We start from the raw sequence: 24,167 nt of genomic DNA, 5'->3' as shown, positions 1-24,167 counted from the left end.
AAAAGGCCGGTCCCTTGACCGGCCTTTTCGTTCAATCCTCGTCTGGCTCGGCGACATCGGCTATGTCGTCCAGCGACACGTCGCCGTCGTCATCGTCTTCCTCCAGCAGGTCATCGTCCAGTTCGCCGGTGTCGTCGCCCAGATCTTCGTCATCCTCGACCAGATCGTCGTCGTCGCGCGCCGCGGTCTTTTCGGTCACAAGCGTCTTGCCGCGAGAGTCGGTCAGACTTTCCAGCGAAAAGGTGTTGCCGCAGGCGGGACAGGTCATGGGATTGGCGCGCAGGTCGTAAAAACGCGTGGCGCAGTGCGGGCACAGGCGTTTCGTGCCCCATTCCTCTTTGGGCATGGCATTCTCCTTCTGCCGCGGTTAGGGAAATCGGTGGTCCCCTGCCACAGGCGTCGGGGGGTGTCAAAGGCTTTTGTGCCACGACGGACGGGCAGGGCATGGGCGGGCGGATGGCCGAGGCGTTCACCATCACCAACGGGCTGCGGATCGCATGGCGCCGGTCCGCGCGGGCGCGGCGCATGACGCTGCGGGTGCCGCGCGACGGCGGGCCGGTGATGCTGACGCTGCCCGCGCATGTCGCGCTGTCCGACGGGGCGGCCTTTGCCGAATCGAAATCCCGCTGGCTGTTGCAGGCGACCGAGCGTCAGCCCGCGCTTCGCATCGTGCGGCAGGGGGCGGTCCTGCCGGTGGCGGGCGTGCCGGTCGCGCTGACCCCGGCTGCTGTTCGCACGGCCCGGATCGCCGCCGATTCGCTTCTGGTCCCGGCCGGACGCCCGGCCGGCCCGGTGGTCCAGGCGTTTCTGAAGCACCGCGCGATGCTGGATCTGCGAAAGGCCTGCGACCGCCATGCCGACGCGCTCGGACGGGATTATCGCGCGATCGTGCTGCGCGACACGCGGTCGCGCTGGGGCAGCTGCACGTCCGACGGGCGGCTGATGTTCTCTTGGCGGCTGTCCATGGCGCCGTCCCCGGTGCTGGATTACGTCGCCGCGCACGAGGTCGCGCATCTGCGCCACATGGATCATTCGCCCCGCTTCTGGGAAACAGTGCGGCGCCTGATGCCCGATCACGCCGCGCATCGCGCCTGGCTGCGGCAGCACGGGCCGGATCTGATGGCGTGGCGGTTCCGCGATCCCGCGGGGGATTGACGACCTGGAAAATTGTGATCACAAGGCGGCATGAACGCGCCCGCACGCCTGACCGATCCGTCGGCCCATGAAAAGCTGTATCGCAACCTGCGCAGCCGGATCATGCTGGGCGAATTGCCGCCCGGCAAGGCGCTGACCCTGCGCGGTCTGGCGCGCGAATACCACCTGTCCATGACCCCCGCGCGCGAGGCCGTGCGCCGCCTGGTCGCCGAAGGTGCGCTGACGCTGTCGGCATCGGGGCGGGTCGCCACCCCCGCGCTGTCGGATGACCGGATCGAGGAACTGGCCGCCCTGCGCGCCCTGATCGAACCGGAACTTGCCGCCCGCGCCCTGCCGCGCGCGCATTTCGCGCTGATCGACCGGCTGTCGCAGATGAACGCGCGCATCGCCGACGCGGTGGAAAACCACGATGCGGTCGGGTACATCCGCTGCAACCTGGATTTTCACCGAATGCTGTATCTGCGCGCCCAGGCGCCTGCCATGCTGGCGATGCTGGAAACCATCTGGCTGCAACTGGGTCCGACGATGCGGGCGCTGTATGGCCGCGTAAAGCGCAACGAACCGCCGCGCCACCACCGCATGATCCTGGCCGCGCTGCGGGCGGGGGACGAACCGGCGCTGCGGCTGGCCGTGCGCGCCGATGTCACGCACGGTCTGCGGCACCTGACTCAAGTCTAGCCGCGCTGCATCATTTGCGGCAGGCCAAGTCCGCCAAAGCCCAGGGTCGGGATCTCGGACGGAATGATGCGGGTGTATTTGGTGCCCTCAATCGAGGCTCCGGCCATCAATCCCGCCTGGCCAAAGATCATGGCCACGACCGGCAACTGCGCGGTGATCGTGTCGGCGCCCAGGGCCATGCCGCCCTGCGGGATTGCGTAGAACGCATTGGCCCCCGCCAGCCAGCCGGGCGAGGCGCGGAACGACGACAGCGCGCCGTCCGTCTGAAAGATCAGCACATGCGCATACTGCTGGGCGCCCGCTTGGAATCCCACGGTCGCGCGGGTGGCGGAATAGTAATCGACCGTCGCCCCGCCGATCCGCAGCGCGCCCTGGCCATAGGCGCCGCCGACGCCCAGGGCGGCCTCGGTCATCAGCGGCATGTACAGGACGCCGCGCGCATTCTGCACAAGCGCCTGGGCCGAGGGATAGTTTCCGATCAGATACTGATGCGTCGCATCGACCCGCGCGTCCAGTTCGGCCCCGGCATTGGTGCCGACCGCATTGCTGCACCCGGCCAAGGCCAGGGCGGCGGTGCCCGCCGCGCCTTTCAGCACGGCCCGGCGGCCCAGTCTGATCTGAAAATCGTTGCTCATCACATGCCCCACATTATCGCGCCGGACGGCCGGCATTTTGGCGGGATGTTACGGGATTTCCGCCACCCTGTCACCCGCCGCCATCCGCGCGGGCGACCGATCGCCTGGGGATCACGCCCGCGCGGCGATCGCCTCGGCCACAAGGGGCGCGAAATAGGTCAGGATGCCGTCGCAGCCCGCGCGGCGGAAGCACAGCAGGCTTTCGAACATCGAATCGCGCGACAGCCAGCCGTTGCGGATCGCGCCTTCCAGCATCGCGTATTCGCCGCTGACCTGATAGGCGAATGTGGGCGCGCCGAACTGGTCCTTGACCGCCCGGCAGATGTCTAGATAGGGCAGGCCGGGTTTCACCATCACCATGTCCGCGCCTTCGGCCAGGTCGCGGGCCACGCAGCGGATCGCCTCGCCCCGGTTGGCGGGATTGACCTGATAGGTCTTCTTGTCGCCCACCAGCCGCCCAGACGCACCAACCGCATCCCGGAAGGGACCATAGAAGGCGCTGGCAAATTTCGCGGCATAGGACAGGATCGCCACATGCTTGTGCCCCGCGCCTTCCAGGGCGCCGCGCAGCGCGCCGATGCGCCCGTCCATCATGTCCGACGGCCCCAGGATGTCGGCGCCCGCTTCGGCCTGGACCAGAGCCATGCGGACCAGGGCCGCGATGGTTTCATCGTTCAGGATCTCGCCGTTCGCGACGATGCCGTCATGGCCGTTGGCGTTATAGGGATCGAGCGCGATGTCGGTCATCACCGCAAGGTCAGGCACGGTTTCCTTGACCGCGCGGATGGCGCGGTTGCCGATGTTGTCGGGATCCCAGGCGCGTTCGCAGGTTTCCGTCTTAAGATCCCCATCGGAATGCGGAAAGATGCAGATGGCCGGGATGTTCAGCCGCGCCGCCCGTTCCGCCGCACGCCGCGCCCCGTCCAGCGTCAGCCGTTCGACGCCGGGCATGGACGGCACCTCTCCCTCGGCCCCCGGAACCTCGGTCACGAAGATCGGCCAGATCAGGTTGGCGGGCGTCACGTCGCATTCGGACACCATCGCGCGGATCGCGGGCGTCCGGCGCAACCGGCGCAGGCGCGAGGCGGGAAAGGGGGCGATGATCGGTGCGGGCATGGTCATGTTCCTGTGGCGAGGCGGCTTTTCCTTCGGCAACAGCCGTTCTAAGGTCGCGCGCGACCAAGGACAAGGAAGCCCGCGTGCCCCCATTCGACAGCCTGATCGGCCTGCTGGACAGCCGGTCCTTCGGCACGATCTGGTACTGGCTGGTGGTCATCGGCATCTGGTCGCTGACCGGCCGCAGCGTGATCGGCGTTCCCGCCGAAATCGTCAGCCGCGCCCGCGCGGCCCTGGCGGAAGGCCAGTCCGAGGCGCCGGTCGTGCTGCACCTGCTGGACTGGCTGTCCCTGATGCTGCCGCGCTGGCGCCTTGGCGGGCAGGAAGGGGCCGTTTTCCTGGGCGTGACGGGATTCGTTCTCACCTCGTTGGCGATCATGGGTCTTGGCTATGGCCTGGAACTGGCGCTGGCGACGTTCCTGCTGCTGTTTCCGCTGGCGTTGCTGTTCTGGCTGCGGATCGCCCTGGCCCGCCGCCTGATGCCCCTGCTGGAGGCCGCCGAACAGGGCGCCCGGCCCGTTTCCGATGCCGCGGCCGAGGCCGTGCGCCGGATGGTGGTCCATCGCCGGTGGGTGACGGCCCTGTCGATGGCCGCAGTGGCGGTGACGGCGGTGCTGGGGGCCTTGTGGGCGGCGATGCATCCCTATGGCTTCTGACGGCTTGACTCCGCCGCGCGGCGCTTTACCTGAACCCCATGGCCGAACACCTGATCCTTTCCGGCGCGCCCGAAGGCTATGACGCCGCGCTGATCGCGCGCGAGGCCGGACGGCCCGAAAACCAAGGCGCGCCCGTCATCCACATCGCCCGCGACGACCGCCGGATGGCCGCGATGCGTGCTGCCCTGGCGTTCCTGGCGCCAGATCTTCCGGTGCTGGATTTCCCCGCCTGGGACACGACGCCCTATGACCGGGTGTCCCCTTCGGCCGATATCCAGGCCGCGCGGATGGCGACGCTGGCCGGTCTGGCGCAGGGGGCGGTCAAGGGGCCGTTCGTCCTGCTGACGACCCTGAACGCGGTGCTGCAACGGGTGCCCGGCCGCGATGCGTTGCGCGGCGCCAGCTTCGTGGCGCGCGTGGGCGACCGCATGGACGACGGCGCCTTGCGCGATTTCCTGGCCCGCATGGGATTTGCGCAATCGCCCACTGTGACCGAACCTGGCGACTATGCCGTGCGCGGCGGTATCATCGACATCTTTCCGCCTGGCGAATCCGGCCCGGTGCGGCTGGACCTGTTCGGGGACGTGCTGGACGGCGCCCGCCGATTCGACGTGGAAACGCAGCGGTCGACGGAAAAGCTGTCCCGGATCGAATTGGCGCCCATGTCCGAGGTCATTCTTGATTCCGACGCGATCACCCGGTTCCGCCAGAACTATCGCACCGAATACGGCGGGGGAACCAGCGACCCGTTGTACGAAAGCGTCAGCGCGGGGCGCAAGACAGCGGGCATGGAGCATTGGCTGCCCTGGTTTCACGACCGCATGGAAAGCCTGTTCGACTATCTTCCCCGCGCCTCGGTGGTTCTGGACGATCATGTCGGTCAGGTGGTGGATGCCCGGCGCGGCATGATCCGCGAACAGTTCGAGGCGCGAAAGGCCGCGATGGCTGCCAAGGGCCGCAGCGATACGGTCTACAAGCCCGTGCCGCCGGACGCGATGTTTCCATCCGATGCGGAATGGAACGACTGGCTGGCCCGTCACCGGGTTCTGCGCCTGTCGGTGCTGCCGCAGCCGCCGGGACCGGGGGTGCTGGACGCGGGCGGGCGCGCGGGCCGCAATTTCGCGCCCGAACGCCAGGCCGAAAGCGTGAACCTGTTCAAGGCCCTGGCCGATCATGTAAAGACGCTTTCCAAGGATCACCGGGTCATCGTCGCCAGCTTTTCGGACGGGGCGCGGGAACGGCTGGCAGGGTTGTTGGCCGACGAAGGGATGGCCGGGGCCAAGCCCATCACTGATGTCCGCGACCTGCCGGGCAACGCTGGCGCCGTGGGTCTGGCGGTCTGGCCGCTGGACGAAGGCTTTGTCGCCGACGGGCAGGCGTTGGGTCGTTTGGCGGTGATTTCCGAACAGGACGTTCTGGGCGACCGGCTGATCCGGGGGGCAAAGAAACGCCGCAAGGCCGACAATTTCCTGCGCGACACGACCAGCCTGACGCCGGGCGATCTGGTCGTGCATGTGGAACACGGCATCGGGCGTTACACCGGGCTGGAAACGATCAAGGCCATGGGCGTGCCGCACGATTGCGTGGCCCTGGAATATGCGGGCGGCGACCGCCTGTATCTGCCGGTCGAGAATATCGAGCTGCTGTCGCGTTACGGGCACGAGGAAGGCTTGCTGGACCGGCTGGGCGGCGGGGCCTGGCAGGCCCGCAAGGCCAAGCTGAAAGAACGCATCAAGCTGATCGCCGACAAGCTGATGCGGGTGGCCGCCGAACGCCTGTTGCGCCCCGCCCCCGTGCTGGAACCCGAGGATCACGACTGGCAGGCCTTTGCCGCCCGCTTTCCTTATACCGAAACCGAGGACCAGTTGTCCGCCATCGACGACGTGGCCGAGGATCTGGCCGCGGGCCGCCCCATGGACCGGCTGATCGTGGGCGACGTGGGCTTTGGCAAGACCGAGGTGGCGATGCGCGCGGCCTTCATCGCCGCGTCACAGGGGATGCAGGTCGCGGTCGTGGCGCCGACCACGCTGCTGGCGCGGCAGCATTTTCGGACCTTCGCCGAACGCTTTCGCGGCACGGCCATCGTCGTTCGCCCGTTGTCGCGCTTCGTTGGCGCCAAGGACGCGGCGGCGACGCGGACCGGCCTGTCCGACGGCAGCGTGGATGTCGTGGTGGGAACCCACGCCGTTCTGGCCAAGGGGGTCCGATTCAGGAACGTGGGCCTGCTCATCATCGACGAGGAACAGCATTTCGGCGTCGCGCACAAGGAACGGCTCAAGGATCTGCGCAGCGACATCCACGTCCTGACCCTGACGGCGACGCCCATTCCCCGCACGCTGCAACTGTCGCTGACCGGTGTGCGCGACCTGTCGGTGATCGGCACGCCGCCCGTGGACCGCCTGTCGATCCGCACCTATGTCAGCGAATTCGACAGCGTGACCATCCGCGAGGCCCTGCTGCGCGAGAAATATCGCGGCGGGCAAAGCTTCTTCGTGGTCCCTCGCCTGTCCGACCTGCCAGACGTGGAACACTGGTTGCAGGAGAACATGCCCGAAATCAACTATCTTGTCGCCCATGGCCAATTGGCGGCGGGCGATCTGGACGGGCGGATGAACGCTTTTTACGACGGCAGCCACGACGTGCTTCTGGCGACGACCATCGTCGAATCGGGACTGGATATTCCGACCGCGAACACCATGATCGTCTGGCGCGCGGACATGTTCGGTCTGGCGCAGCTGTATCAGATCCGGGGCAGGGTGGGCCGGTCCAAGACCCGCGCCTATTGCTATCTGACCACCAAGCCGCGCCAGCCGCTGACCCCGCAGGCCATGCGGCGGCTGAAGTTCCTGGGATCCATCGACGGGCTTGGCGCGGGCTTCAACCTTGCCTCGCAGGATCTGGACCTGCGCGGCGCCGGCAACCTGCTGGGCGAGGAACAGTCGGGCCATATCAAGGAGGTCGGCTTCGAACTGTACCAGCAGATGCTGGAGGAGACGATCGCCAAGCTGAAATCCGGCGAGATCGAGGGCACGCCCGAGGATGACTGGGCACCGCAATTGAACCTGGGCGTGCCGGTCACGATCCCGGAAAGTTTCATCCCCGATCTGGACGTGCGGCTGGGTCTTTACCGCCGCCTGTCCGGGCTGACCACCAAGGTCGAACTGGAGGGGTTTGCCGCCGAACTGATCGACCGCTTCGGCCCGCTGCCGCGCGAGGTGAACACCCTGTTGCTGGTCATCCGCATCAAGGCGATGGCCAAGCGGGCCAATATCGCGCGCCTGGATGCCGGACCCAAGGGCGCGACGGTGCAATTTCACCTGGATAAATTCCCCAATCCCGCCGGGCTGGTGGAATTCCTGTCGGAACAGCATGGTCAGGCCAGGATCACCGACAACAGGATCTTCCTGGCGCGCGACTGGAAATCGGACGCCGACCGCATTAAGGGCGCCTTCGCCATCGCGCGCGACCTGGCCGCCAAGGCCAAGGCCGCCACGTGACGCTAATCCGCTTCGACCGTGGACCGTTCAAAGACGGAACGCAGTTCGACAGCCCGCTGGATCTGATCCGGGCCGATGATCCGTTCCAGGTTCCAGGCGCACTTGCCGCGATTGCGGCGGCGCAGGCGGCAGGTCATTGGGTCGCGGGGTATCTTTCCTACGAGCTTGGCTATGTCCTGACGTCCAGATTGCACCGGCTGACGCTCGACGACCGGGACATGCCGCTGATCCTGATGGGGGTGTTCGACGCCCCGAGTCCCGCGCCTCCGCTGCCGGATCCGGCAGCGGCTGTCATCGGGCCGGTCCGTCCGTTGTGGCAGCGGGACCGGTATGACGGCGCCATTGCGCGGGTCCATCGCTATATCGAGGCAGGCGACACCTATCAGATCAACCTTACCTTCCCGGCCGAGGCCGACTGCGCGGGCGGCCCTCTTGCGCTTTATGCGGCCCTTGCCGTGCGTCAGCCGGTGGGCGAGGGGGCTTTTGTCGATCTGGGCGGACCCCCGATCCTGTCGCGCAGCCCGGAACTGTTCTTTGCGGTCGATGACGCGCGCCGGATCACCACGCGGCCGATGAAGGGAACGGCCTCGCGCGGATCCACCCCGGACGGCGATGCAAGGGCGGCGGCGGAACTGGCAGTGTCGGCCAAGGATCGCGCCGAGAACCTGATGATCGTCGATCTGCTGCGCAACGACCTATCACGGATATGCCGACCCGGTACGGTTCGTGTGCCGCATCTGTTTCAGGTCGAACATTATGCGACCGTTCATCAGATGACCTCGACCGTGGAAGGGCAGCTGGCTCCGGGGGCAGGGTTCGCCGATATCCTGCGCGCGCTGTTCCCCTGCGGTTCGATCACCGGGGCGCCCAAGATCCGCGCTATGGAAATCATCGCCGAACTGGAACAGGCCCCGCGCGGCGTCTATTGCGGCGCGATCGGCTGGATCGACCCGGCGGGACCGATGCGCTTTTCGGTGGCGATCCGCACCCCGGTGATGATCGCGCCCTGCCGGTTGCGGCTGAATGTCGGCGGCGGCATCACCCATGACAGCCGCGCCGGATCGGAATGGGAGGAGGCGATATGCAAAGCGGCTTTCCTGGGTGTGTCCCGGCCAACATAGCGGTGTTCGAAACCATGCGCGCCGGGGCGGATGGGCGCATCGCCTTATGGACGCTGCATCTGGACCGGCTTCGTGCAGGTTGCGCGGCGCTTGGCTTTCATCTTGACGAGTCGCAGGCGTTGGGGGCGTTGGATAGTCTGCCGCGCGGACGGATGCTGCGGGTCAGGCTGGCCATCGACGGCGGCGGGGGCATCGCGATGACCCATCAGCCGTTGCTGCCGAACCCGGATGCATGGCGGGTCTGCCTGTCCGCCGAACGACTGGACAGCAGGGATCCGTGGCTGAGGATCAAGACCTCGTATCGCCCCGTCTATGACAGGGTCCGGTCGTCCCTGCCCCGGAACGTTGACGAGGCGATCCTGCTGAACGAACGCGGCGAGATGTGCGAGGGAACGATCACCAGCCTGTTCCTGCGCCGGGGGAACCGCCTGCTCACTCCTCCCCTGGAATGCGGCCTGCTGCCCGGTGTGCTGCGGCGGTCCCTGCTGGAGTCGGGCCAGGCCGAGGAAGCGTTGCTGCGGCCCGACGATCTGACCACAGGACAGATTGTCATGGGCAATGCCCTGCGCGGGCTGATCCCGGCGATGCTTGTGTCCGACGGATGACGCACCGCAACCTCGGGTCGCGTCGCCGAGGCGGCGACCTGCGCTGATCTTCGACATGAAACGGCCCCGCCGCGGTCATCCGGGGCGGGGCCGTTGCGTTCATGTGCGGCCGATCAGTCCGCCGTCAAAAGCGGCGTCTTGGCCTTGCCGATGCGTGGGGCGTCGGGACCGGTGATGTCGAAGGCGGGCTTGTCGTCCTCGATCTTCACGCGGACCACGCCGCCCTTGGTCAGCCGGCCGAACAGCAATTCCTCGGCCAAGGGCTTCTTGATGTGCTCCTGGATCACGCGGCCCAGGGGACGGGCGCCCATCTTGTCGTCATAGCCCTTTTCGGCCAGCCAGTCGGCGGCCTCGGGGGTCAGTTCGATATGAACGTTGCGGTCCATCAGCTGCGCCTCCAGTTGCAGCACGAACTTCTCGACCACATGGACCACGACATCCCGCGACAGCGCCGCAAAGCTGATGATCGCATCCAGGCGGTTGCGGAATTCAGGGGTGAACGTCCGCTCGATCGCGGCCGTATCCTCGCCCTCGCGCTTGTCGCGGCCGAACCCGATCGCGGCCTTCTGCATGTCGGATGCCCCGGCATTCGAGGTCATGATAAGGATCACGTTGCGGAAATCGACCTGGCGACCGTTGTGGTCGGTCAGCTTGCCGTGGTCCATCACCTGCAACAGGATGTTGTAGACATCCGGATGCGCCTTCTCGATCTCGTCCAGCAGCAGCACGCAATGCGGGTGCTGGTCCACGCCGTCGGTCAGCATCCCGCCCTGGTCAAAGCCCACATAGCCCGGAGGCGCGCCGATCAGGCGGCTGACCGCATGTTTCTCCATATATTCCGACATGTCGAAACGCAGCAGTTCCACCCCGAGGCTGGAGGCAAGCTGCTTGGCGACCTCGGTCTTGCCGACGCCCGTGGGTCCGGCGAACAGATAGTTGCCGATGGGCTTTTCCGGCTCTCGCAGGCCCGCCCGCGCCAGCTTGATGGCCGACGACAGGGCGGTGATCGCCGCGTCCTGGCCGAACACTACGCGTTTCAGCGTGGATTCCAGATCCCGCAGAACCTCGGCATCGTCCTTGCTGACGTTCTTGGGCGGGATGCGGGCGATCTTGGCCACCACGGCCTCGATCTCCTTGGGGGAAATCGTCTTGCGGCGCTTGCTTTCGCTGACCAGATGCTGCGCTGCCCCCGCCTCGTCGATCACGTCGATGGCGCTGTCGGGCAGCTTGCGGTCGTTGATGTACCGGCTGGCCAGTTCCACCGCAGACTTGATCGCCTCGTTGGTATAGCGCAGGTCGTGGTGCTTTTCGAAACTGGGTTTCAACCCCATCAGGATCTTGATCGTGTCGGCCACGGTCGGCTCGTTCACGTCGATCTTCTGGAACCGGCGCGACAGGGCGCGGTCCTTTTCGAAGTGCTGGCGGTATTCCTTGTAGGTGGTGGACCCCATGCAGCGCAGCTTGCCGCCCGCAAGCGCGGGCTTCAGCAGGTTCGAGGCGTCCATGGCCCCGCCCGAAGTCGCGCCCGCGCCGATGACGGTGTGGATCTCGTCGATGAACAGGATCGCGTCGGGGTGGTTTTCCAGTTCCTTGACAACCGCTTTCAGCCGTTCCTCGAAATCGCCGCGATAGCGGGTGCCCGCCAGCAGTGCGCCCATGTCCAGCGAAAAGATCGTGGCGCCCGCCAGCACGTCCGGGGTTTCCCCGCGCGTGATCTTGAGCGCCAGACCCTCGGCGATGGCGGTCTTGCCCACGCCGGGATCGCCCACCAGCAGCGGGTTGTTCTTGCGGCGCCGGCACAGGACCTGAATCGCGCGCTCGACCTCGGCCTCGCGTCCGATCAGGGGATCGACGTCGCCCTTTTTCGACTTGGCGTTCAGATCGACGCAATATTTGCCAAGTGCGGTTTCGTCCTTGGCCTCGGGGGCCGCCTCGGCCTGCTTGGGTTCGGCCTCGTCCGAGCCGACCACCTTGCGGGATTCGTTGAAGGACGGATTCTTGGCCACGCCATGCGCGATGAAATTCACCGCATCGTACCGGGTCATGTCCATTTCTTGCAGAAAGAAGGCAGCGTTCGATTCGCGTTCGGCAAAGATCGCGACCAGGACATTGGCGCCCGTGACCTCCTGCCGGCCGGAACTTTGGACGTGGATCGCGGCGCGCTGGATCACACGCTGGAAGGCGGCGGTCGGGACGGCTTCGGATCCCTCCACATCGGTAATCAGGGTGGACAGGTCATCCTCGATGAAATCGACCAGCAGCTTGCGCAACTCGTCCAGATCCACGTTGCAGGCCCGCATGACCTTGACCGCATCAGGTTCCTCGGTCAGGGCCAGCAGCAGGTGTTCCAGCGTCGCAAGCTCGTGTCGATGTTCGTTCGCCAGCGCAAGCGCCTGGTGAATGGCCTGTTCCAGAGAGGTCGAGAAACTTGGCACGGTCGTCTCCTGTCAGTCGGCTGGCGGTATGGGCTTGGACCCACCTGCCCAGACTGTCACGATAGATTTAAGATTTGGTGGATTTCGACCGGCATCAAGAGCTTTCTCATGAGGATGCCACGAATTTCCCACGGTTGAGGCAGATGTGATGCGCAGCCGTGCGAATTTCAAGCAGGCCGCCTGCCGGGTCGGATTTCGCCTGGCCGTCAGAACCGATCCTTCATGCCGCGCAGTCGGGCGAACACCTCTGTTTCCGGGGCATCTTCCATGCCCAGGGATGCCCGCAGATCGGCGACCCGCAGGAACGGGTTCGTCGCGCGTTCGACCGCCAGGGTTGCCGGTGCGCAAGGCTGCTGTCCTTGGGAAACGGCCCGCAGCCGATCCTTCAGCGCAGCATTGTCGGGGTCCACGGACAAGGCGAACGCGCCGTTTCCCGCGCAGTAATCATGGCCCGAGCAGATCAGGGTGTCGGCGGGCAACGCATTCAGGCGCGACAGGCTGTCCCACATCATCGCGGGCGTGCCCTCGAACAGGCGGCCGCAGCCGAGCGCCATCAGGCTGTCGGCAGTGAAGGCATGACCGGATCGCGGGAAATGAAAGGCGACATGGCCGACGGTATGGCCGGACACGTCGATGATCGCGACCGGCTCTCCCAGCACCTCGACCCGTTCGCCGGGGGTGACGCGCAGATCCAGCGGCGGCAGGCGGTGGGCGTCCGCCGCCGCGCCGATCACCATGGCGCCGGTGGCGCGCACGATGTCGGCCACGCCATCGACGTGATCGCCGTGGTGATGGGTCAGAAGGATCGACGACAGGGTCCAGCCGCGGTCTTTCAGTTCACGCAGGACCGGTGCGGATTCCGGGGCGTCGATCAGCGCGGTGCCTTTGTCGCCATGCAGCAGATAGGCATAGTTGTCCTGAAGACAGCGCAGCGTGACCAGTTCCAGCGGCATTGGCAAATCCCCTTGCGTGTGATGTGGTCGAACCTTGACAAAAGCCGGACCGGGGCGCAATGCACCACGATATCGCCGACCTTCGCCAGTTCTATTACCAGCGGGCGCTGGGGCGCGTGGTACAACGCATCCTGCGCGACCGGCTGGTGACGCGCTGGCGGCCGGAGGGCTGCACGGGCATGACCGTGGCGGGGTTCGGCTTTGCGGCGCCGATGCTGCGGCCTTATCTGGAAACGGCGCGGCGGGTGACGGCGCTGATGCCGGGGCCGCAGGGGGTGATGGCCTGGCCCGCCGGGATGGCCAACCATAGCGTGTTATGCGACGAAACCGGCTGGCCGCTGGAAACCGGCAGCGTGGATCGGCTGGTGATCCTGCACGGGCTTGAGACCAGCGACGATCCGGCAGCCCTTCTGGCCGAAGTGTGGCGCGTGCTGGGGCCGGGCGGGCGGGTGATGGTCATGGTGCCGAACCGCGCGGGCCTGTGGGCCGCGTCCGACCGGACGCCCTTTGGCCTGGGCCGCAGCTATACCACCGGCCAGATCGAGACGCAGGCCCGCCGCGCGGGCTTTGTGCCGGAATGGCACGGTTCGGCCGTCTATATCCCGCCCTCGGACCGCCGGTTCTGGTTGGGCAGCGCGCAGATGTGGGAACGAACCGGCACGCGGATCAGCCGGGTTCTGATCGCGGGCGTCGTTCTGATCGAGTTGTCCAAGCAGGTCCGCGCGCCCCTCGGCCCCGAAATCCGGGTCCACGTCCCAAGCCCGCTGGACATTCTGGACGGCGTGGTCGGGCCGCGACCGGCGCGGGCGCCGTTGGGCCGTCAGGTTGCGCAGGACAGGGCGCGTCGTGACAGAATCAGGTCCGACCTGTCCATAAGGTGAACTGCCGCAGCGCAGCGAAATCCCCTATAGCAAGGCTTGTAACAGGTAGCCTGCTGTAAAAAGTCCGTCCGTTTCGCCAGCCCGACCTCGCGAAGCGGGATGCCCGTACCGTCCTGTTGCCAGTGACGCCCGGCGTGGGGTGCCCGTCGCAAGACCGGCCTTTCACGCCGGGTTGTTCCGCAGCCCGCAGATTGCGTCTTTGACCCTGTTCCCGCGACGGCGGCAGCCCGCTGCGGGCTGCTTGGCACGGGGTTTCGGACGATTGGACGCGCTTTCCATTCCCGGCGCGCCCGTCTTGCGATCCGAACCGTGCAATCCGTCTCATTTCCGCGTTCTAGCCGGTTGCCCGACCCGTTCTCACCTGCTAGAGACGCCGCAGATTTGCGGACGGCCCTCCAAACGCCGTTCGACTGCGACCCGCACCCCGCGACAGACCGGCTCAACCCCGGCCCGCCAGCGGGGTTTGCGCAAACCGTAAAGGATGACCGTGGCCAACTCTGTTTCCATGTCCCAGAGCATCGCCGGACGCTATGCGCAGGCCGTCTTCGATATCGTCAGGGACGACGGGGGTCTGGACGACCTGGCCCGCCAGACCGACGATCTGGGTGCGGCGCTGTCGGACAGCGCCGATCTGCGCAGCCTTATCAGTTCGCCCCTTTATACCCGCGACGATCAGGCCCGTGCCATCGCCGCCCTGGCGCGCAAGATGGGCTTTTCGACGGTGCTGGCCAACACGCTGCAACTGATGGCCCGCAACCGCCGCCTGTTCGTGCTGCCGCAACTGGTGCGCCAGTTGCAGGCGCTGATCGCCGACGAGCGCGGCGAGGTCACGGCCGACGTGACAAGCGCGGTCGCGCTGACCGACGAGCAGCAGGCGCGGCTGCGCGACACGCTGGCGCAGAAATCGGGCAAGAACGTCAAACTGAACACGCGCGTCGATGACTCTCTTATCGGCGGCATGATTGTCAAGCTGGGCTCGCAGATGATCGATTCGTCGGTCCGCTCGAAGCTCGCCTCCCTCCAGAATGCTATGAAAGAGGTCGGATAATGGGAATCCAGGCAGCCGAGATTTCGGCCATCCTCAAGGATCAGATCAGGAATTTCGGCCAGGAGGCCGAGGTGGCCGAGGTTGGCCAGGTGCTGTCCGTCGGTGACGGCATCGCCCGCGTCTATGGGCTGGACAAGGTGCAGGCCGGCGAGATGGTCGAATTTCCGGGCGGCGTCCGGGGCATGGTGCTGAACCTGGAAACCGACAACGTCGGGATCGTGATCTTTGGCGACGACCGCGACATCAAGGAAGGCGACACCGTCAAGCGCACGCGGTCCATCGTGGACGTGCCGGTCGGAAAGGGCCTTCTGGGCCGCGTCGTGGACGGCCTGGGCAATCCCATCGACGGCAAGGGCCCGATCGAAGCGACCGAACGCCGCATCGCCGACGTCAAGGCGCCGGGCATCATGCCGCGCAAGTCGGTGCATGAACCGATGGCGACCGGTCTCAAGGCCGTGGACGCCATGATTCCCGTGGGCCGCGGCCAGCGCGAACTGATTATCGGCGACCGCCAGACCGGCAAGACCGCCATCGCGCTGGACACGATCCTGAACCAGTTGAACTATAACGGCCGCGAGGCCGACGGGATGAAGACGCTGCATTGCGTTTACGTCGCCGTGGGGCAGAAGCGTTCGACCGTGGCCCAGCTGGTCAAGAAGCTGGAAGAAACCGGCGCCATGGCCTATACCACCGTGGTGGCCGCAACCGCGTCGGACCCTGCGCCGATGCAGTTCCTGGCGCCCTATTCGGGCACGGCCATCGGCGAATACTTCCGCGACAACGGCATGGACGCGCTCATCATCTATGACGACCTGTCCAAGCAGGCCGTGGCCTATCGCCAGATGTCCCTGCTGCTGCGCCGCCCGCCCGGACGCGAAGCCTATCCGGGCGACGTGTTCTATCTGCATTCGCGCCTGCTGGAGCGTTCGGCCAAGCTGAACGAGGCCAATGGCGCAGGGTCGCTGACCGCGCTGCCGATCATCGAGACGCAGGCGGGCGACGTGTCGGCCTATATCCCGACGAACGTGATCTCGATCACCGACGGCCAGATCTTCCTGGAAACCGAACTGTTCTTCCAGGGCATCCGCCCCGCCGTGAACACCGGTCTGTCGGTCAGCCGCGTTGGATCGGCCGCCCAGACCAAGGCGATGAAATCCGTCGCCGGTCCGGTCAAGCTGGAACTGGCCCAGTACCGCGAGATGGCGGCTTTCGCGCAGTTCGGGTCCGATCTGGACGCAGCGACGCAGCGCCTGCTGAACCGTGGTTCGCGCCTGACCGAACTGATGAAGCAGCCGCAGTATCGCCCGCTGACGAACGCGGAAATCGTGATCGTGATCTATGCCGGCACCAAGGGATATATCGACAACGTGCCGGTGCGCGACGTCGTGGCCTGGGAAGACGGGCTGATCCAGTTCCTGCGCAACCAGAAATCCGATCTGCTGGATGACATGACCCGCAACGACCGCAAGGTCGGGGGCGATCTGGAGGAGGCGATCAAGGCGGCTCTGGATTCGTACAACAAGACCCGCGCCTGAGAGGGGGAGTAGATGCCCAGTCTCAAGGATCTCAAGAACCGGATCGGAAGCGTCAAGAACACGCGGAAGATCACCAAGGCGATGCAGATGGTCGCCGCCGCCAAACTGCGCCGCGCGCAAGAGGCGGCAGAAGCCGCGCGTCCCTATGCCGACCGGATGGCGGCAGTGATGGCCGGGCTGACCGCGAACGCGGCCGGTTCGTCCTCGGCGCCGCGCCTGCTGGCCGGGACGGGGGCCGATCGCAAGCATCTGCTTGTCGTGATGACGTCGGAGCGCGGCCTGGCGGGCGGCTTCAACAGCACCATCGTCAAGCTGGCCCGGCAACATGCCGACCGGCTGCGGGGCGAAGGCAAGGAGGTCGCCATTCTGACCGTCGGCAAGAAGGGCCGCGAACAGCTGAAGCGTGAATACGGCAGCCTGTTCGTCAGCCATGTCGACATGTCCGAGGTCAAGCGGGTGGGCTATGACAACGCCCGCGCGATTGCCCAGGACGTGCTGAACCGCTTCGAATCCGGCGATTTCGACGTGGCGACGCTGTTCTATAACCGTTTTGAATCGGTCATCAGCCAGGTGCCGACCGCGCGCCAGATCATTCCGGCCGAAATGCCCGAAGGCGATGCGACGGGCGGGGCGTCGGCGCTGTATGACTATGAGCCCGGCGAGGACGCCATTCTGGGCGACCTTCTGCCGCGTTCGGTCGCGACGCAGATTTTCGCGGCGCTTCTGGAAAATGCGGCCTCCGAACAGGGGGCGCGGATGACGGCCATGGACAATGCCACGCGCAACGCGGGCGACATGATCGATCGGCTGACGACGCAATACAACCGTTCGCGTCAGGCGGCGATCACCACCGAGCTGATCGAAATCATTGCGGGCGCCGAGGCGCTCTGACACGTAGGGGTAGAGACATGGCAGAGGCCACTGGTAAAATCACGCAGGTGATCGGCGCCGTCGTTGACGTGCAGTTCGACAATCATCTTCCGGCGATCCTGAACGCGCTGGAAACCCACAACAACGGCAAGAAGCTGATCCTGGAAGTCGCCCAGCATCTTGGCGAAAACACGGTCCGCACCATCGCGATGGACGCGACCGAAGGTCTGGTCCGTGGCGAGCCGGTGTCCGACACCGGCGGCCCGATCATGGTGCCGGTGGGCGACGTCACGCTGGGACGCATCCTGAACGTGGTGGGCGAGCCGGTCGACGAGGGCGCGCCGATCAACGTGACCGAACGCCGCGCCATCCACCAGCCGGCGCCGGAATTCGCGGCGCAGGCGACCAGTTCGGAAATCCTGGTGACGGGCATCAAGGTCATCGACCTGCTGGCGCCCTATTCCAAGGGCGGCAAGATCGGCCTGTTCGGCGGCGCGGGCGTCGGCAAGACGGTTCTGATTATGGAACTCATCAACAACATCGCCAAGGTGCATTCGGGTTATTCCGTGTTCGCGGGCGTGGGCGAACGGACCCGCGAAGGCAACGACCTGTATCACGAGATGGTGGAATCGGGCGTCATCAAGCCGGACAACCTGGCCGAAAGCCAGGTGGCCCTAGTCTATGGCCAGATGAACGAGCCTCCGGGGGCGCGGATGCGTGTGGCCCTGACCGGCCTGACCGTGGCCGAACAGTTCCGCGACGCCACCGGCACCGACGTTCTGTTCTTCGTGGACAACATCTTCCGCTTTACGCAGGCCGGTTCGGAAGTGTCGGCCTTGCTGGGCCGCATCCCGTCCGCCGTGGGATACCAGCCGACGCTGGCCACCGACATGGGCGCGATGCAGGAACGCATCACCTCGACCAAGAACGGCTCGATCACCTCGATCCAGGCCGTTTATGTTCCGGCCGACGACCTGACCGACCCGGCGCCCGCCACGACCTTTGCCCACCTGGACGCCACCACCGTTCTGTCGCGCGCGATTTCGGAACTGGGCATCTACCCGGCCGTGGACCCGCTCGATTCGAACTCGCGCATCCTGGACCCCGCCGTCGTCGGCGAGGAACATTACCAGGTGGCCCGCGACGTGCAGGGCATCTTGCAGAAATACAAGTCGTTGCAAGACATCATCGCCATCCTGGGCATGGACGAACTGTCCGAGGAGGACAAGCTGACCGTGGCCCGCGCCCGAAAGATCCAGCGGTTCCTGTCGCAGCCCTTTGACGTGGCCAAGGTCTTCACCGGGTCCGACGGCGTTCAGGTGCCGCTGGAAAAGACCATCGCGTCTTTCAAGGCGGTCGTGGCCGGTGAATACGACCACCTGCCGGAATCGGCCTTCTACATGGTCGGCGACATCGAGGACGTAAAGGCGAAAGCCCAGCGTCTTGCGGCCGAAGCCGCGTAAGGAGGAAACATGGCCGACACCATGCAGTTCGACCTCGTGTCCCCGGAACGGAGCCTTGTGTCCGTCCCGGTGCGCGAGGTGCGCCTGCCCGGCACGGACGGCGACCTGACCGCCATGCCCGGCCACGCGCCCACCATCGTCACGCTGCGGCCCGGCCTGGTCACGGTGATCGGCGCCGACGGGGCGGCGACCGAATTCGCCGTGACCGGCGGTTTCGCCGAAATCAGCGGAACGTCGGTCAGCCTGCTGGCCGAACGGGGTCATGCGCGATCCGAAATGACGCAGGACATCTTTAACGAGATGATGGCCGAGGCGCATCGCGGCCGCCGTGCCGCCGAATCCCGCCGCGACACGGCGGGCGAGGATGTCGTGACCGCCGCCGTCAAGCTGCTGGCCGACATGGAGGCCATGGGCACCCATATCGGCCTGGATCCGAACCAGTCCACCGTTCCAAGCTGATCGGATGCGATTCAGGAAACCCGGCGCGGCACCACCGCGCCGGGTTCTTCATGCCGAAAGGGTCGCCCCGGTGCCGCGTTCCCGATAGGGCGTGCTGCCGTATTGGGCGCGATAGCATTTGGAAAAATGCGACGGGCTGGAAAAACCCGAGGCCAAGGCAACCTCGATGATCGACAGTTCCGTCTGCATCAACAGGTTCCGGGCACGGGCCAGCCGGGTTTCCATGTAATACCGTTTCGGGCTGCGGTTCAGGTAACGGCGGAACAGCCGTTCCAGCTGGCGGGTGGACATGCCCGCGTCAGCCGCCAGGCGGGCAGGGCTGATCGGTTCTTCCAGATTGGCTTCCATCCGGGCGATGACCGCGGCCAGGCGCGGATGGCGCACGCCGATCCGCGTGGGGATCGACAGCCGCTGGCGGTCCTGGTCGGTGCGGATCGCGGTGTGCAGCATCTGGTCGGCCACCTCGGTCGCCAGGGCGTCGCCATGCGCCTCGGCGATCAGGTGCAGCATCAGATCGATGGAGCTGGTTCCGCCCGCCGCCGTCAGCCGGTTGCCGTCGTTGACAAAGACCGACCGATACAGATCGACCTCGGGAAAGGCTTCCGCGAAACCGTCGTGGTTTTCCCAATGAATCGTAGACTTGCGCCCGTCCAGCAGCCCGGCCTCGGCCAGGATCCAGGCGCCGGTGCAGACCGCGCCCATCGTCGGCCCGCCCCGCGCCTGCTTGCGCAGCCAGTTCAGGACCGGACGCGTCGCCGCACGCGCGATATCGGTGCCGCCGCAGACGATGATGACGTCATCGCGTTCCGGCAGGCCTTCGCCATCCAGCGAACCGTCCAGAACCACACGCGTCCCGTTCGAACAGGTGGCGTGATCCTTGCCCGGTCCGACCAGCCGCCAGCTGTAAAGGGCCTTGCCCGCAGCCCGGTTGGCCAAGCGCAGCGGCTCGATCGCGGCAGTAAAGGGCAGCATGGTGAAACGATCCAACAGAAGGAACGTGAAACGGCGCGGTTTGTCGGATGGCATGAGGGCGGTCTCTGCGCGTAATCGCGCCACATCATCAGGGATTGGACGCTGCCGCAAGAAGCTGTGCGGGCCGCTTTCCCTTTGCGCCGTTCCCGTTTATATCGGCACGACCATTCTTCCAAGGAGCGCGCCATGACGCAGGAGAACCGCAAGACCGCCACCCAAACCTGGGACAAGGCCGGCTGGCGCGCCTATCCTCGCGTCCAGATGCCGGACTATACCGATCCGACGGCCCTCCAGGCGGCCGAGGAGCAGTTGCGCCGCTATCCGCCCCTGGTCTTTGCCGGAGAGGCGCGCCGCCTCAGGGCGGAACTGGCCCAGGCCGCCCAAGGGCGCGCGTTCCTGCTGCAAGGCGGAGACTGCGCCGAGAGTTTCGCCGAATTCAGCGCCGACAACATCCGCGATACCTTCAAGGTGCTGTTGCAGATGGCCGTGGTGCTGACCTGGGGCGCGCAGATGCCGGTCATCAAGGTCGGCCGCATGGCGGGCCAGTTCGCCAAGCCCCGCAGCGCCCCGACCGAGGTGATGAACGGGGTCGAACTGCCCAGCTATCGCGGCGACATCATCAACGGCTTCGATTTTACCCCCGAAGCACGGATCCCCGATCCGCAGCGGATGCTGGCGGCCTATACCCAGGCGGCGGCCTCGCTGAACCTGCTGCGCGCGTTTTCCACCGGCGGCTTTGCGGACATGCATCGCGTGCAAAGCTGGATCGCCGATTTCGTGGGCGGTCCCGAGGCTGCCAAGTATCGCGACATCGCGAACCGCATCGGCGACGCGATGGCCTTCATGCAGGCGGCGGGCGTGAATTCCGACACCGCGCACCAGCTGTCCAAGGTTGATTTCTACACCAGCCACGAGGCACTGCTGCTGGAATACGAGGAGGCCTTGGCCCGCATCGACAGTACGACCGGCCTGCCGGTGGCCGGATCGGGTCACATGATCTGGATCGGCGACCGCACGCGCCAGCCCGACGGCGCGCATGTGGAATTCTGCCGCGGCGTTCAGAACCCGATCGGCCTGAAATGCGGCCCGACCACCACGGCGGACGACCTCAAGGTACTGATGGAAAAACTGAACCCAGACAATGAACCGGGCAGGCTAACCCTGATCGCCCGGTTCGGCGCGGGCAAGGTCGGCGATCACCTGCCGCGCCTGATCCGGTGCGTTCAGGCCGAGGGGGCGAATGTCGTCTGGTCCTGCGATCCGATGCATGGCAACGTCATCAAGTCCTCGACCGGCTACAAGACGCGGGCCTTCGATTCGATCCTGCGCGAGGTGTGCGAATTCTTCGCCGTCCACAAGGCCGAGGGCACGATCCCCGGCGGCGTGCATTTCGAGATGACCGGCAAGGACGTGACCGAATGCACGGGCGGCGTCCGCGCCGTCACCGACGAGGATCTGTCGGACCGCTATCACACCGCCTGCGACCCGCGCCTGAACGCCAGCCAGTCGCTGGAACTGGCGTTCCTGGTGGCCGAGGAACTGCGCAACCGCCGCGAAGCCGCAAGGCCAAAACACGCAAGCGCATTGGCGGGGTAGAAATCGCAAAGAGCCAAAGCCGCCGATGAATACGGCGGCTTTTCGGTTTGGGCTTGTGCAGGATCGTGGCGGAGGTGATGGGTCTGATATGCAACCTTCTCCACCCTAAGTCATTGTTTCCGTTATAGCGATCTTGGGATCGTTACCACACTGCAGCTCGCATCAGTCCGCATCCTCCTTTCCTCCATGTCCATAGAGGCTAGCATTCTGGTGGGCCCGATCTTGTCGCTCGAACTCGAGCGTCGAGTGCGTGATGCCAAATTCGCTCTCAAGCGCCCGCTTTATCGCGTGCTTGATGTCCTCGAGGCGATCCCATGCATTCACCTCGACCACCACATGTGTGTCGAGCGCAGCAGCATGCTCTTCCATCTGCCAGAAATGGGCGTGGTGGATGTCAGCCACCCCGTCGATGCCACGCATCGCGGCGACAACCGCGTCGTTGTCGATGTCCGGCGGGCTGCCGAGCATCAGGGTCCGGATCGGCCCACCGATCTCGGTCAAAGCCAAGTAGAGGATATAGAGCGCGATGCCGATGGTGATCGCCGGATCGACCCACCGCATGTCGTAAAGGATGATCAGCGCGCCACCCACGATCACGGCGACCGATGCCAGGGCGTCCGACAGGTTGTGCAGGAAAAGGGCACGGATGTTCACGCTGCCCTTCTGCATCGAATAGGTGAGCAGCGCCGTCAGCGTGTCCACCACCAGCGCGACACCGCCGAGGATGACCACAGTCCAGCCAGCGACCTGGGGCGGGTCGATCATCCGCATGCCGCCCTCGTAGATGAGATAGAAGCCAACGAGGATCAGCGTGGTGTAGTTGATCAGAGCGGCGACGATTTCGATGCGGCCGTAACCGAAGGTCATCCTCTCGTCAGCGGGCCGCCGCGCGATCTTGCGCGCAGCGAAGGCGATCACGAGGGACGCCATGTCGGAGAAGTTGTGCAGCGCATCGGCGATCAGGGCGAGGCTGCCGGACAGGATGCCACCGACGATCTGGGCGACCGTCAAAAGCGCGTTCGCCCAGATCGCAATGGAAACCCGTCGGTCGCCGGACTTGGGGTCGATATGTGCGTGGCCATGGTCGTGAGACATCGTGTTCTCGCTTAAGTCTTGCCGTCATCTTGATGGACCGCCTTGTGGTGCTCGCCATGCGCGTCGCGCAGGATTTCGATACCGCCCCAGGCGGCGACGCCGGCGACCGCGATACCGACCACCAGATCGGGCCAATTGCTGCCCAGCAACCAGACCAGACCGCCTGCGACGAGAATCCCGCCGTTCGAAATGAAGTCATTGAGACTAAATGTGTTAGCCGCTCGGACGTTCACGTCGGGATCCTCGAGCCGACCAAGGAGCCAGATGCAGATGCCATTAACGACCGCGGCAATGAGCGCCATGGAGATCATGAGCGGGCCGAGTGGTTCGGAACCGGTGTAGAAACGGCGGACGGCATCAATCAGGATACCGGCCGCGAAGATCAGCAGCAGCCCCCCCGACACGTTAGCGGCCGCACGCTTCCATTTGTCCGAACGAGACAGGGCGAAAAGGCTGATGGCGTACACGAAGCTGTCGGAGGTGTTGTCCAGACCGTTGGCGATCAGCGCACTGGAGTCGCCCAATGCACCTGTCGCAAAAAAGCCGATGGCGATGGCCGCATTCAGCAGCAGAACCGTCCAGAGCGTACGGCGCTGACGTTCATCCGGATCCTTTGGCAGTTCTTTGGTCATCAGGTTCGCCTCCGTTCGTGCTGGCCGTCGGATCAAGGCGGCCTCATTTGCCCTGCATGCGCAAGCCACTCGATCCCCGCCAGAAAAGAGGCAGCTTGCTGCCCAAGAATCGGCCGAGAGGCAGTTCTAGTTCCTCTAGTCTGTTAATTTCCACCCAGAAGTGACCCAGGTTTTCCATCGAGAACTGACCCACCTTTGATTATGGTTTTTGGGTCATTCAGAGGTCAAGGCGTGATTGTTCTCCTTCTTTTGGCGCGCTGCGGCGGCTGAACTGGCTTTGAAGCGGAAGCTGTCGTTTCCGGTCTCCAGGATGTGGCAGCGATGGGTGAGCCGGTCGAGCAATGCGGTGGTCATCTTGGCATCGCCGAACACTGTGGCCCATTCGCTGAAGCTGAGGTTGGTGGTGATGATGACGCTGGTCCGCTCATAGAGCTTGCTCAGCAGATGGAAGAGCAGCGCCCCGCCCGAGGCGCTGAAGGGCAGGTATCCCAGCTCATCGAGGATCACGAGATCGAGGCGGGTCAGGCTTTCGGCGATCTGCCCGGCCTTGCCCTTGGCCTTCTCCTGTTCGAGGGCGTTGACCAGTTCAATGGTGGAGAAGAAGCGGACCTTGCGGCGGTGGTGCTCGATGGCCTGGACGCCGAGGGCGGTTGCGATGTGGGTCTTCCCCGTGCCCGGGCCGCCGATCAGGACGATGTTCTGGGCCCCGTCCATGAACTCGCAGCGGTGGAGTTGCCGGACTGTGGCTTCGTTGATCTCGCTGGC

The 24,167-nt window shown here is 65.5% G+C and carries 22 protein-coding genes; 13 read left to right on the top strand and 9 right to left on the bottom strand.

Annotated features, from left to right (window positions below):
* Positions 1–31 precede the first annotated feature (31 nt).
* Positions 32–346, bottom strand: coding sequence for an FYDLN acid domain-containing protein (locus tag CHB77_RS16215; RefSeq protein WP_089389225.1), 315 nt, complete (start codon positions 344–346; stop codon positions 32–34).
* Positions 347–444: 98 nt separating this feature from the next.
* On the opposite strand from CHB77_RS16215, the gene CHB77_RS16210 reads away from it, so the two are divergent.
* Positions 445–1,155: a M48 family metallopeptidase gene (locus CHB77_RS16210; protein ID WP_242626682.1), complete on the top strand. Its 711-nt coding sequence runs from the start codon at positions 445–447 to the stop codon at positions 1,153–1,155.
* 30 nt (positions 1,156–1,185) lie between these two features.
* Positions 1,186–1,833 (top strand): GntR family transcriptional regulator, encoded by a 648-nt coding sequence (locus CHB77_RS16205; RefSeq protein ID WP_089389224.1) that lies wholly within the window; start codon positions 1,186–1,188, stop codon positions 1,831–1,833.
* Here the strand turns inward: CHB77_RS16205 and CHB77_RS16200 are convergent.
* Together CHB77_RS16200 and hemB are read right to left on the bottom strand one after the other, a co-directional pair.
* The gene (locus tag CHB77_RS16200; protein WP_089389263.1) at positions 1,830–2,468 is read right to left on the bottom strand and encodes a lipid-binding SYLF domain-containing protein; all 639 of its coding nucleotides are present in this window, start codon (positions 2,466–2,468) and stop codon (positions 1,830–1,832) included. The genes CHB77_RS16205 and CHB77_RS16200 overlap by 4 nt on opposite strands.
* A 111-nt stretch (positions 2,469–2,579) precedes the next feature.
* Positions 2,580–3,590, bottom strand: coding sequence for a porphobilinogen synthase (gene hemB, locus CHB77_RS16195; protein ID WP_176430363.1), 1,011 nt, complete (start codon positions 3,588–3,590; stop codon positions 2,580–2,582).
* 77 nt (positions 3,591–3,667) lie between these two features.
* On the opposite strand from hemB, the gene CHB77_RS16190 reads away from it, so the two are divergent.
* Genes CHB77_RS16190 through CHB77_RS16175 form a run of 4 tightly spaced genes read left to right on the top strand, consistent with a single transcriptional unit; the run spans position 3,668 to position 9,463 of the window.
* On the top strand, positions 3,668–4,240 hold the full coding sequence (locus CHB77_RS16190; RefSeq protein WP_089389223.1) for a hypothetical protein: 573 nt from the start codon (positions 3,668–3,670) through the stop codon (positions 4,238–4,240).
* Between the two features lie 38 nt (positions 4,241–4,278).
* Positions 4,279–7,737, top strand: a complete 3,459-nt coding sequence (mfd, locus tag CHB77_RS16185) for a transcription-repair coupling factor (protein WP_089389222.1) — start codon at positions 4,279–4,281, stop codon at positions 7,735–7,737.
* Positions 7,734–8,858, top strand: a complete 1,125-nt coding sequence (locus CHB77_RS16180; protein WP_242626683.1) for an aminodeoxychorismate synthase component I — start codon at positions 7,734–7,736, stop codon at positions 8,856–8,858. The genes mfd and CHB77_RS16180 overlap by 4 nt, the downstream gene beginning before the upstream one ends.
* Before the next feature lie 2 nt (positions 8,859–8,860).
* The gene (locus CHB77_RS16175) at positions 8,861–9,463 is read left to right on the top strand and encodes an aminotransferase class IV (RefSeq protein WP_242626684.1); all 603 of its coding nucleotides are present in this window, start codon (positions 8,861–8,863) and stop codon (positions 9,461–9,463) included.
* A gap of 113 nt (positions 9,464–9,576) precedes the next feature.
* Here CHB77_RS16175 and clpA read toward each other — a convergent pair whose 3' ends face one another.
* Both clpA and gloB read right to left on the bottom strand, forming a co-directional pair.
* The gene (gene clpA, locus CHB77_RS16170) at positions 9,577–11,898 is read right to left on the bottom strand and encodes an ATP-dependent Clp protease ATP-binding subunit ClpA (RefSeq protein ID WP_089389221.1); all 2,322 of its coding nucleotides are present in this window, start codon (positions 11,896–11,898) and stop codon (positions 9,577–9,579) included.
* Between the two features lie 206 nt (positions 11,899–12,104).
* Positions 12,105–12,851, bottom strand: a complete 747-nt coding sequence (gene gloB, locus CHB77_RS16165) for a hydroxyacylglutathione hydrolase (protein ID WP_089389220.1) — start codon at positions 12,849–12,851, stop codon at positions 12,105–12,107.
* A gap of 59 nt (positions 12,852–12,910) precedes the next feature.
* Here gloB and CHB77_RS16160 point away from each other — a divergent pair, with 59 nt between their 5' ends.
* The 6 genes from CHB77_RS16160 to CHB77_RS16135 all read left to right on the top strand — a co-directional run bounded on the left by CHB77_RS16160 (position 12,911) and on the right by CHB77_RS16135 (position 19,107).
* The gene (locus tag CHB77_RS16160; RefSeq protein ID WP_089389219.1) at positions 12,911–13,732 is read left to right on the top strand and encodes a class I SAM-dependent methyltransferase; all 822 of its coding nucleotides are present in this window, start codon (positions 12,911–12,913) and stop codon (positions 13,730–13,732) included.
* A gap of 487 nt (positions 13,733–14,219) precedes the next feature.
* Positions 14,220–14,780, top strand: a complete 561-nt coding sequence (locus CHB77_RS16155) for a F0F1 ATP synthase subunit delta (RefSeq protein WP_176430362.1) — start codon at positions 14,220–14,222, stop codon at positions 14,778–14,780.
* Positions 14,780–16,315: a F0F1 ATP synthase subunit alpha gene (gene atpA, locus CHB77_RS16150; protein WP_089389217.1), complete on the top strand. Its 1,536-nt coding sequence runs from the start codon at positions 14,780–14,782 to the stop codon at positions 16,313–16,315. Before CHB77_RS16155 ends, atpA begins: the two co-directional genes overlap by 1 nt.
* Positions 16,316–16,327: 12 nt before the next feature.
* Complete coding sequence (locus CHB77_RS16145; protein ID WP_089389216.1) at positions 16,328–17,206, top strand: F0F1 ATP synthase subunit gamma; 879 nt, start codon at positions 16,328–16,330, stop codon at positions 17,204–17,206.
* Between the two features lie 17 nt (positions 17,207–17,223).
* Positions 17,224–18,648, top strand: coding sequence for a F0F1 ATP synthase subunit beta (atpD, locus tag CHB77_RS16140; RefSeq protein ID WP_089389215.1), 1,425 nt, complete (start codon positions 17,224–17,226; stop codon positions 18,646–18,648).
* Positions 18,649–18,657: 9 nt separating this feature from the next.
* Positions 18,658–19,107 carry a F0F1 ATP synthase subunit epsilon gene (locus tag CHB77_RS16135; RefSeq protein WP_089389214.1) on the top strand — a complete coding sequence of 150 codons (450 nt, stop codon included), beginning with the start codon at positions 18,658–18,660 and terminating at the stop codon, positions 19,105–19,107.
* 48 nt (positions 19,108–19,155) lie between these two features.
* Here CHB77_RS16135 and CHB77_RS16130 read toward each other — a convergent pair whose 3' ends face one another.
* Positions 19,156–20,133, bottom strand: a complete 978-nt coding sequence (locus CHB77_RS16130; protein ID WP_089389213.1) for a GlxA family transcriptional regulator — start codon at positions 20,131–20,133, stop codon at positions 19,156–19,158.
* A 132-nt stretch (positions 20,134–20,265) separates the two neighbouring features.
* Here CHB77_RS16130 and CHB77_RS16125 point away from each other — a divergent pair, with 132 nt between their 5' ends.
* The gene (locus CHB77_RS16125) at positions 20,266–21,675 is read left to right on the top strand and encodes a class II 3-deoxy-7-phosphoheptulonate synthase (RefSeq protein ID WP_089389212.1); all 1,410 of its coding nucleotides are present in this window, start codon (positions 20,266–20,268) and stop codon (positions 21,673–21,675) included.
* Positions 21,676–21,837: 162 nt separating this feature from the next.
* On the opposite strand, the gene CHB77_RS16120 is transcribed toward CHB77_RS16125, so the two are convergent.
* The 3 genes from CHB77_RS16120 to istB all read right to left on the bottom strand — a co-directional run.
* Positions 21,838–22,770, bottom strand: coding sequence for a cation diffusion facilitator family transporter (locus CHB77_RS16120; protein ID WP_089389211.1), 933 nt, complete (start codon positions 22,768–22,770; stop codon positions 21,838–21,840).
* An 11-nt stretch (positions 22,771–22,781) separates the two neighbouring features.
* On the bottom strand, positions 22,782–23,402 hold the full coding sequence (locus CHB77_RS16115; protein WP_089389210.1) for a cation efflux transmembrane domain-containing protein: 621 nt from the start codon (positions 23,400–23,402) through the stop codon (positions 22,782–22,784).
* Positions 23,403–23,615: 213 nt separating this feature from the next.
* Positions 23,616–24,167: IS21-like element helper ATPase IstB (gene istB / locus CHB77_RS16110; RefSeq protein ID WP_089389209.1), on the bottom strand; the 552-nt coding region annotated here is incomplete at its 5' end.

The sequence above is a fragment of the Paracoccus sediminis genome, from assembly GCF_900188295.1.
GTDB classification, from domain to species: Bacteria; Pseudomonadota; Alphaproteobacteria; order Rhodobacterales; family Rhodobacteraceae; genus Paracoccus; species Paracoccus sediminis.
This window is presented reverse-complemented; position numbering and strand designations above follow the sequence as displayed.

Coding starts and splice junctions, on each gene's coding strand:
- CHB77_RS16130 (WP_089389213.1), bottom strand. CDS start 20,133: ATGCCATCCGACAAACCGCGCCGTTTCACGTTCCTTCTGTTGGATCGT.
- mfd (WP_089389222.1), top strand. CDS start 4,279: ATGGCCGAACACCTGATCCTTTCCGGCGCGCCCGAAGGCTATGACGCC.
- CHB77_RS16135 (WP_089389214.1), top strand. CDS start 18,658: ATGGCCGACACCATGCAGTTCGACCTCGTGTCCCCGGAACGGAGCCTT.
- hemB (WP_176430363.1), bottom strand. CDS start 3,590: ATGACCATGCCCGCACCGATCATCGCCCCCTTTCCCGCCTCGCGCCTG.
- CHB77_RS16215 (WP_089389225.1), bottom strand. CDS start 346: ATGCCCAAAGAGGAATGGGGCACGAAACGCCTGTGCCCGCACTGCGCC.
- CHB77_RS16205 (WP_089389224.1), top strand. CDS start 1,186: ATGAACGCGCCCGCACGCCTGACCGATCCGTCGGCCCATGAAAAGCTG.
- CHB77_RS16115 (WP_089389210.1), bottom strand. CDS start 23,402: ATGACCAAAGAACTGCCAAAGGATCCGGATGAACGTCAGCGCCGTACG.
- atpA (WP_089389217.1), top strand. CDS start 14,780: ATGGGAATCCAGGCAGCCGAGATTTCGGCCATCCTCAAGGATCAGATC.
- CHB77_RS16160 (WP_089389219.1), top strand. CDS start 12,911: ATGCACCACGATATCGCCGACCTTCGCCAGTTCTATTACCAGCGGGCG.
- atpD (WP_089389215.1), top strand. CDS start 17,224: ATGGCAGAGGCCACTGGTAAAATCACGCAGGTGATCGGCGCCGTCGTT.
- CHB77_RS16145 (WP_089389216.1), top strand. CDS start 16,328: ATGCCCAGTCTCAAGGATCTCAAGAACCGGATCGGAAGCGTCAAGAAC.
- CHB77_RS16210 (WP_242626682.1), top strand. CDS start 445: ATGGGCGGGCGGATGGCCGAGGCGTTCACCATCACCAACGGGCTGCGG.
- CHB77_RS16120 (WP_089389211.1), bottom strand. CDS start 22,770: ATGTCTCACGACCATGGCCACGCACATATCGACCCCAAGTCCGGCGAC.
- gloB (WP_089389220.1), bottom strand. CDS start 12,851: ATGCCGCTGGAACTGGTCACGCTGCGCTGTCTTCAGGACAACTATGCC.
- CHB77_RS16125 (WP_089389212.1), top strand. CDS start 20,266: ATGACGCAGGAGAACCGCAAGACCGCCACCCAAACCTGGGACAAGGCC.
- CHB77_RS16200 (WP_089389263.1), bottom strand. CDS start 2,468: ATGAGCAACGATTTTCAGATCAGACTGGGCCGCCGGGCCGTGCTGAAA.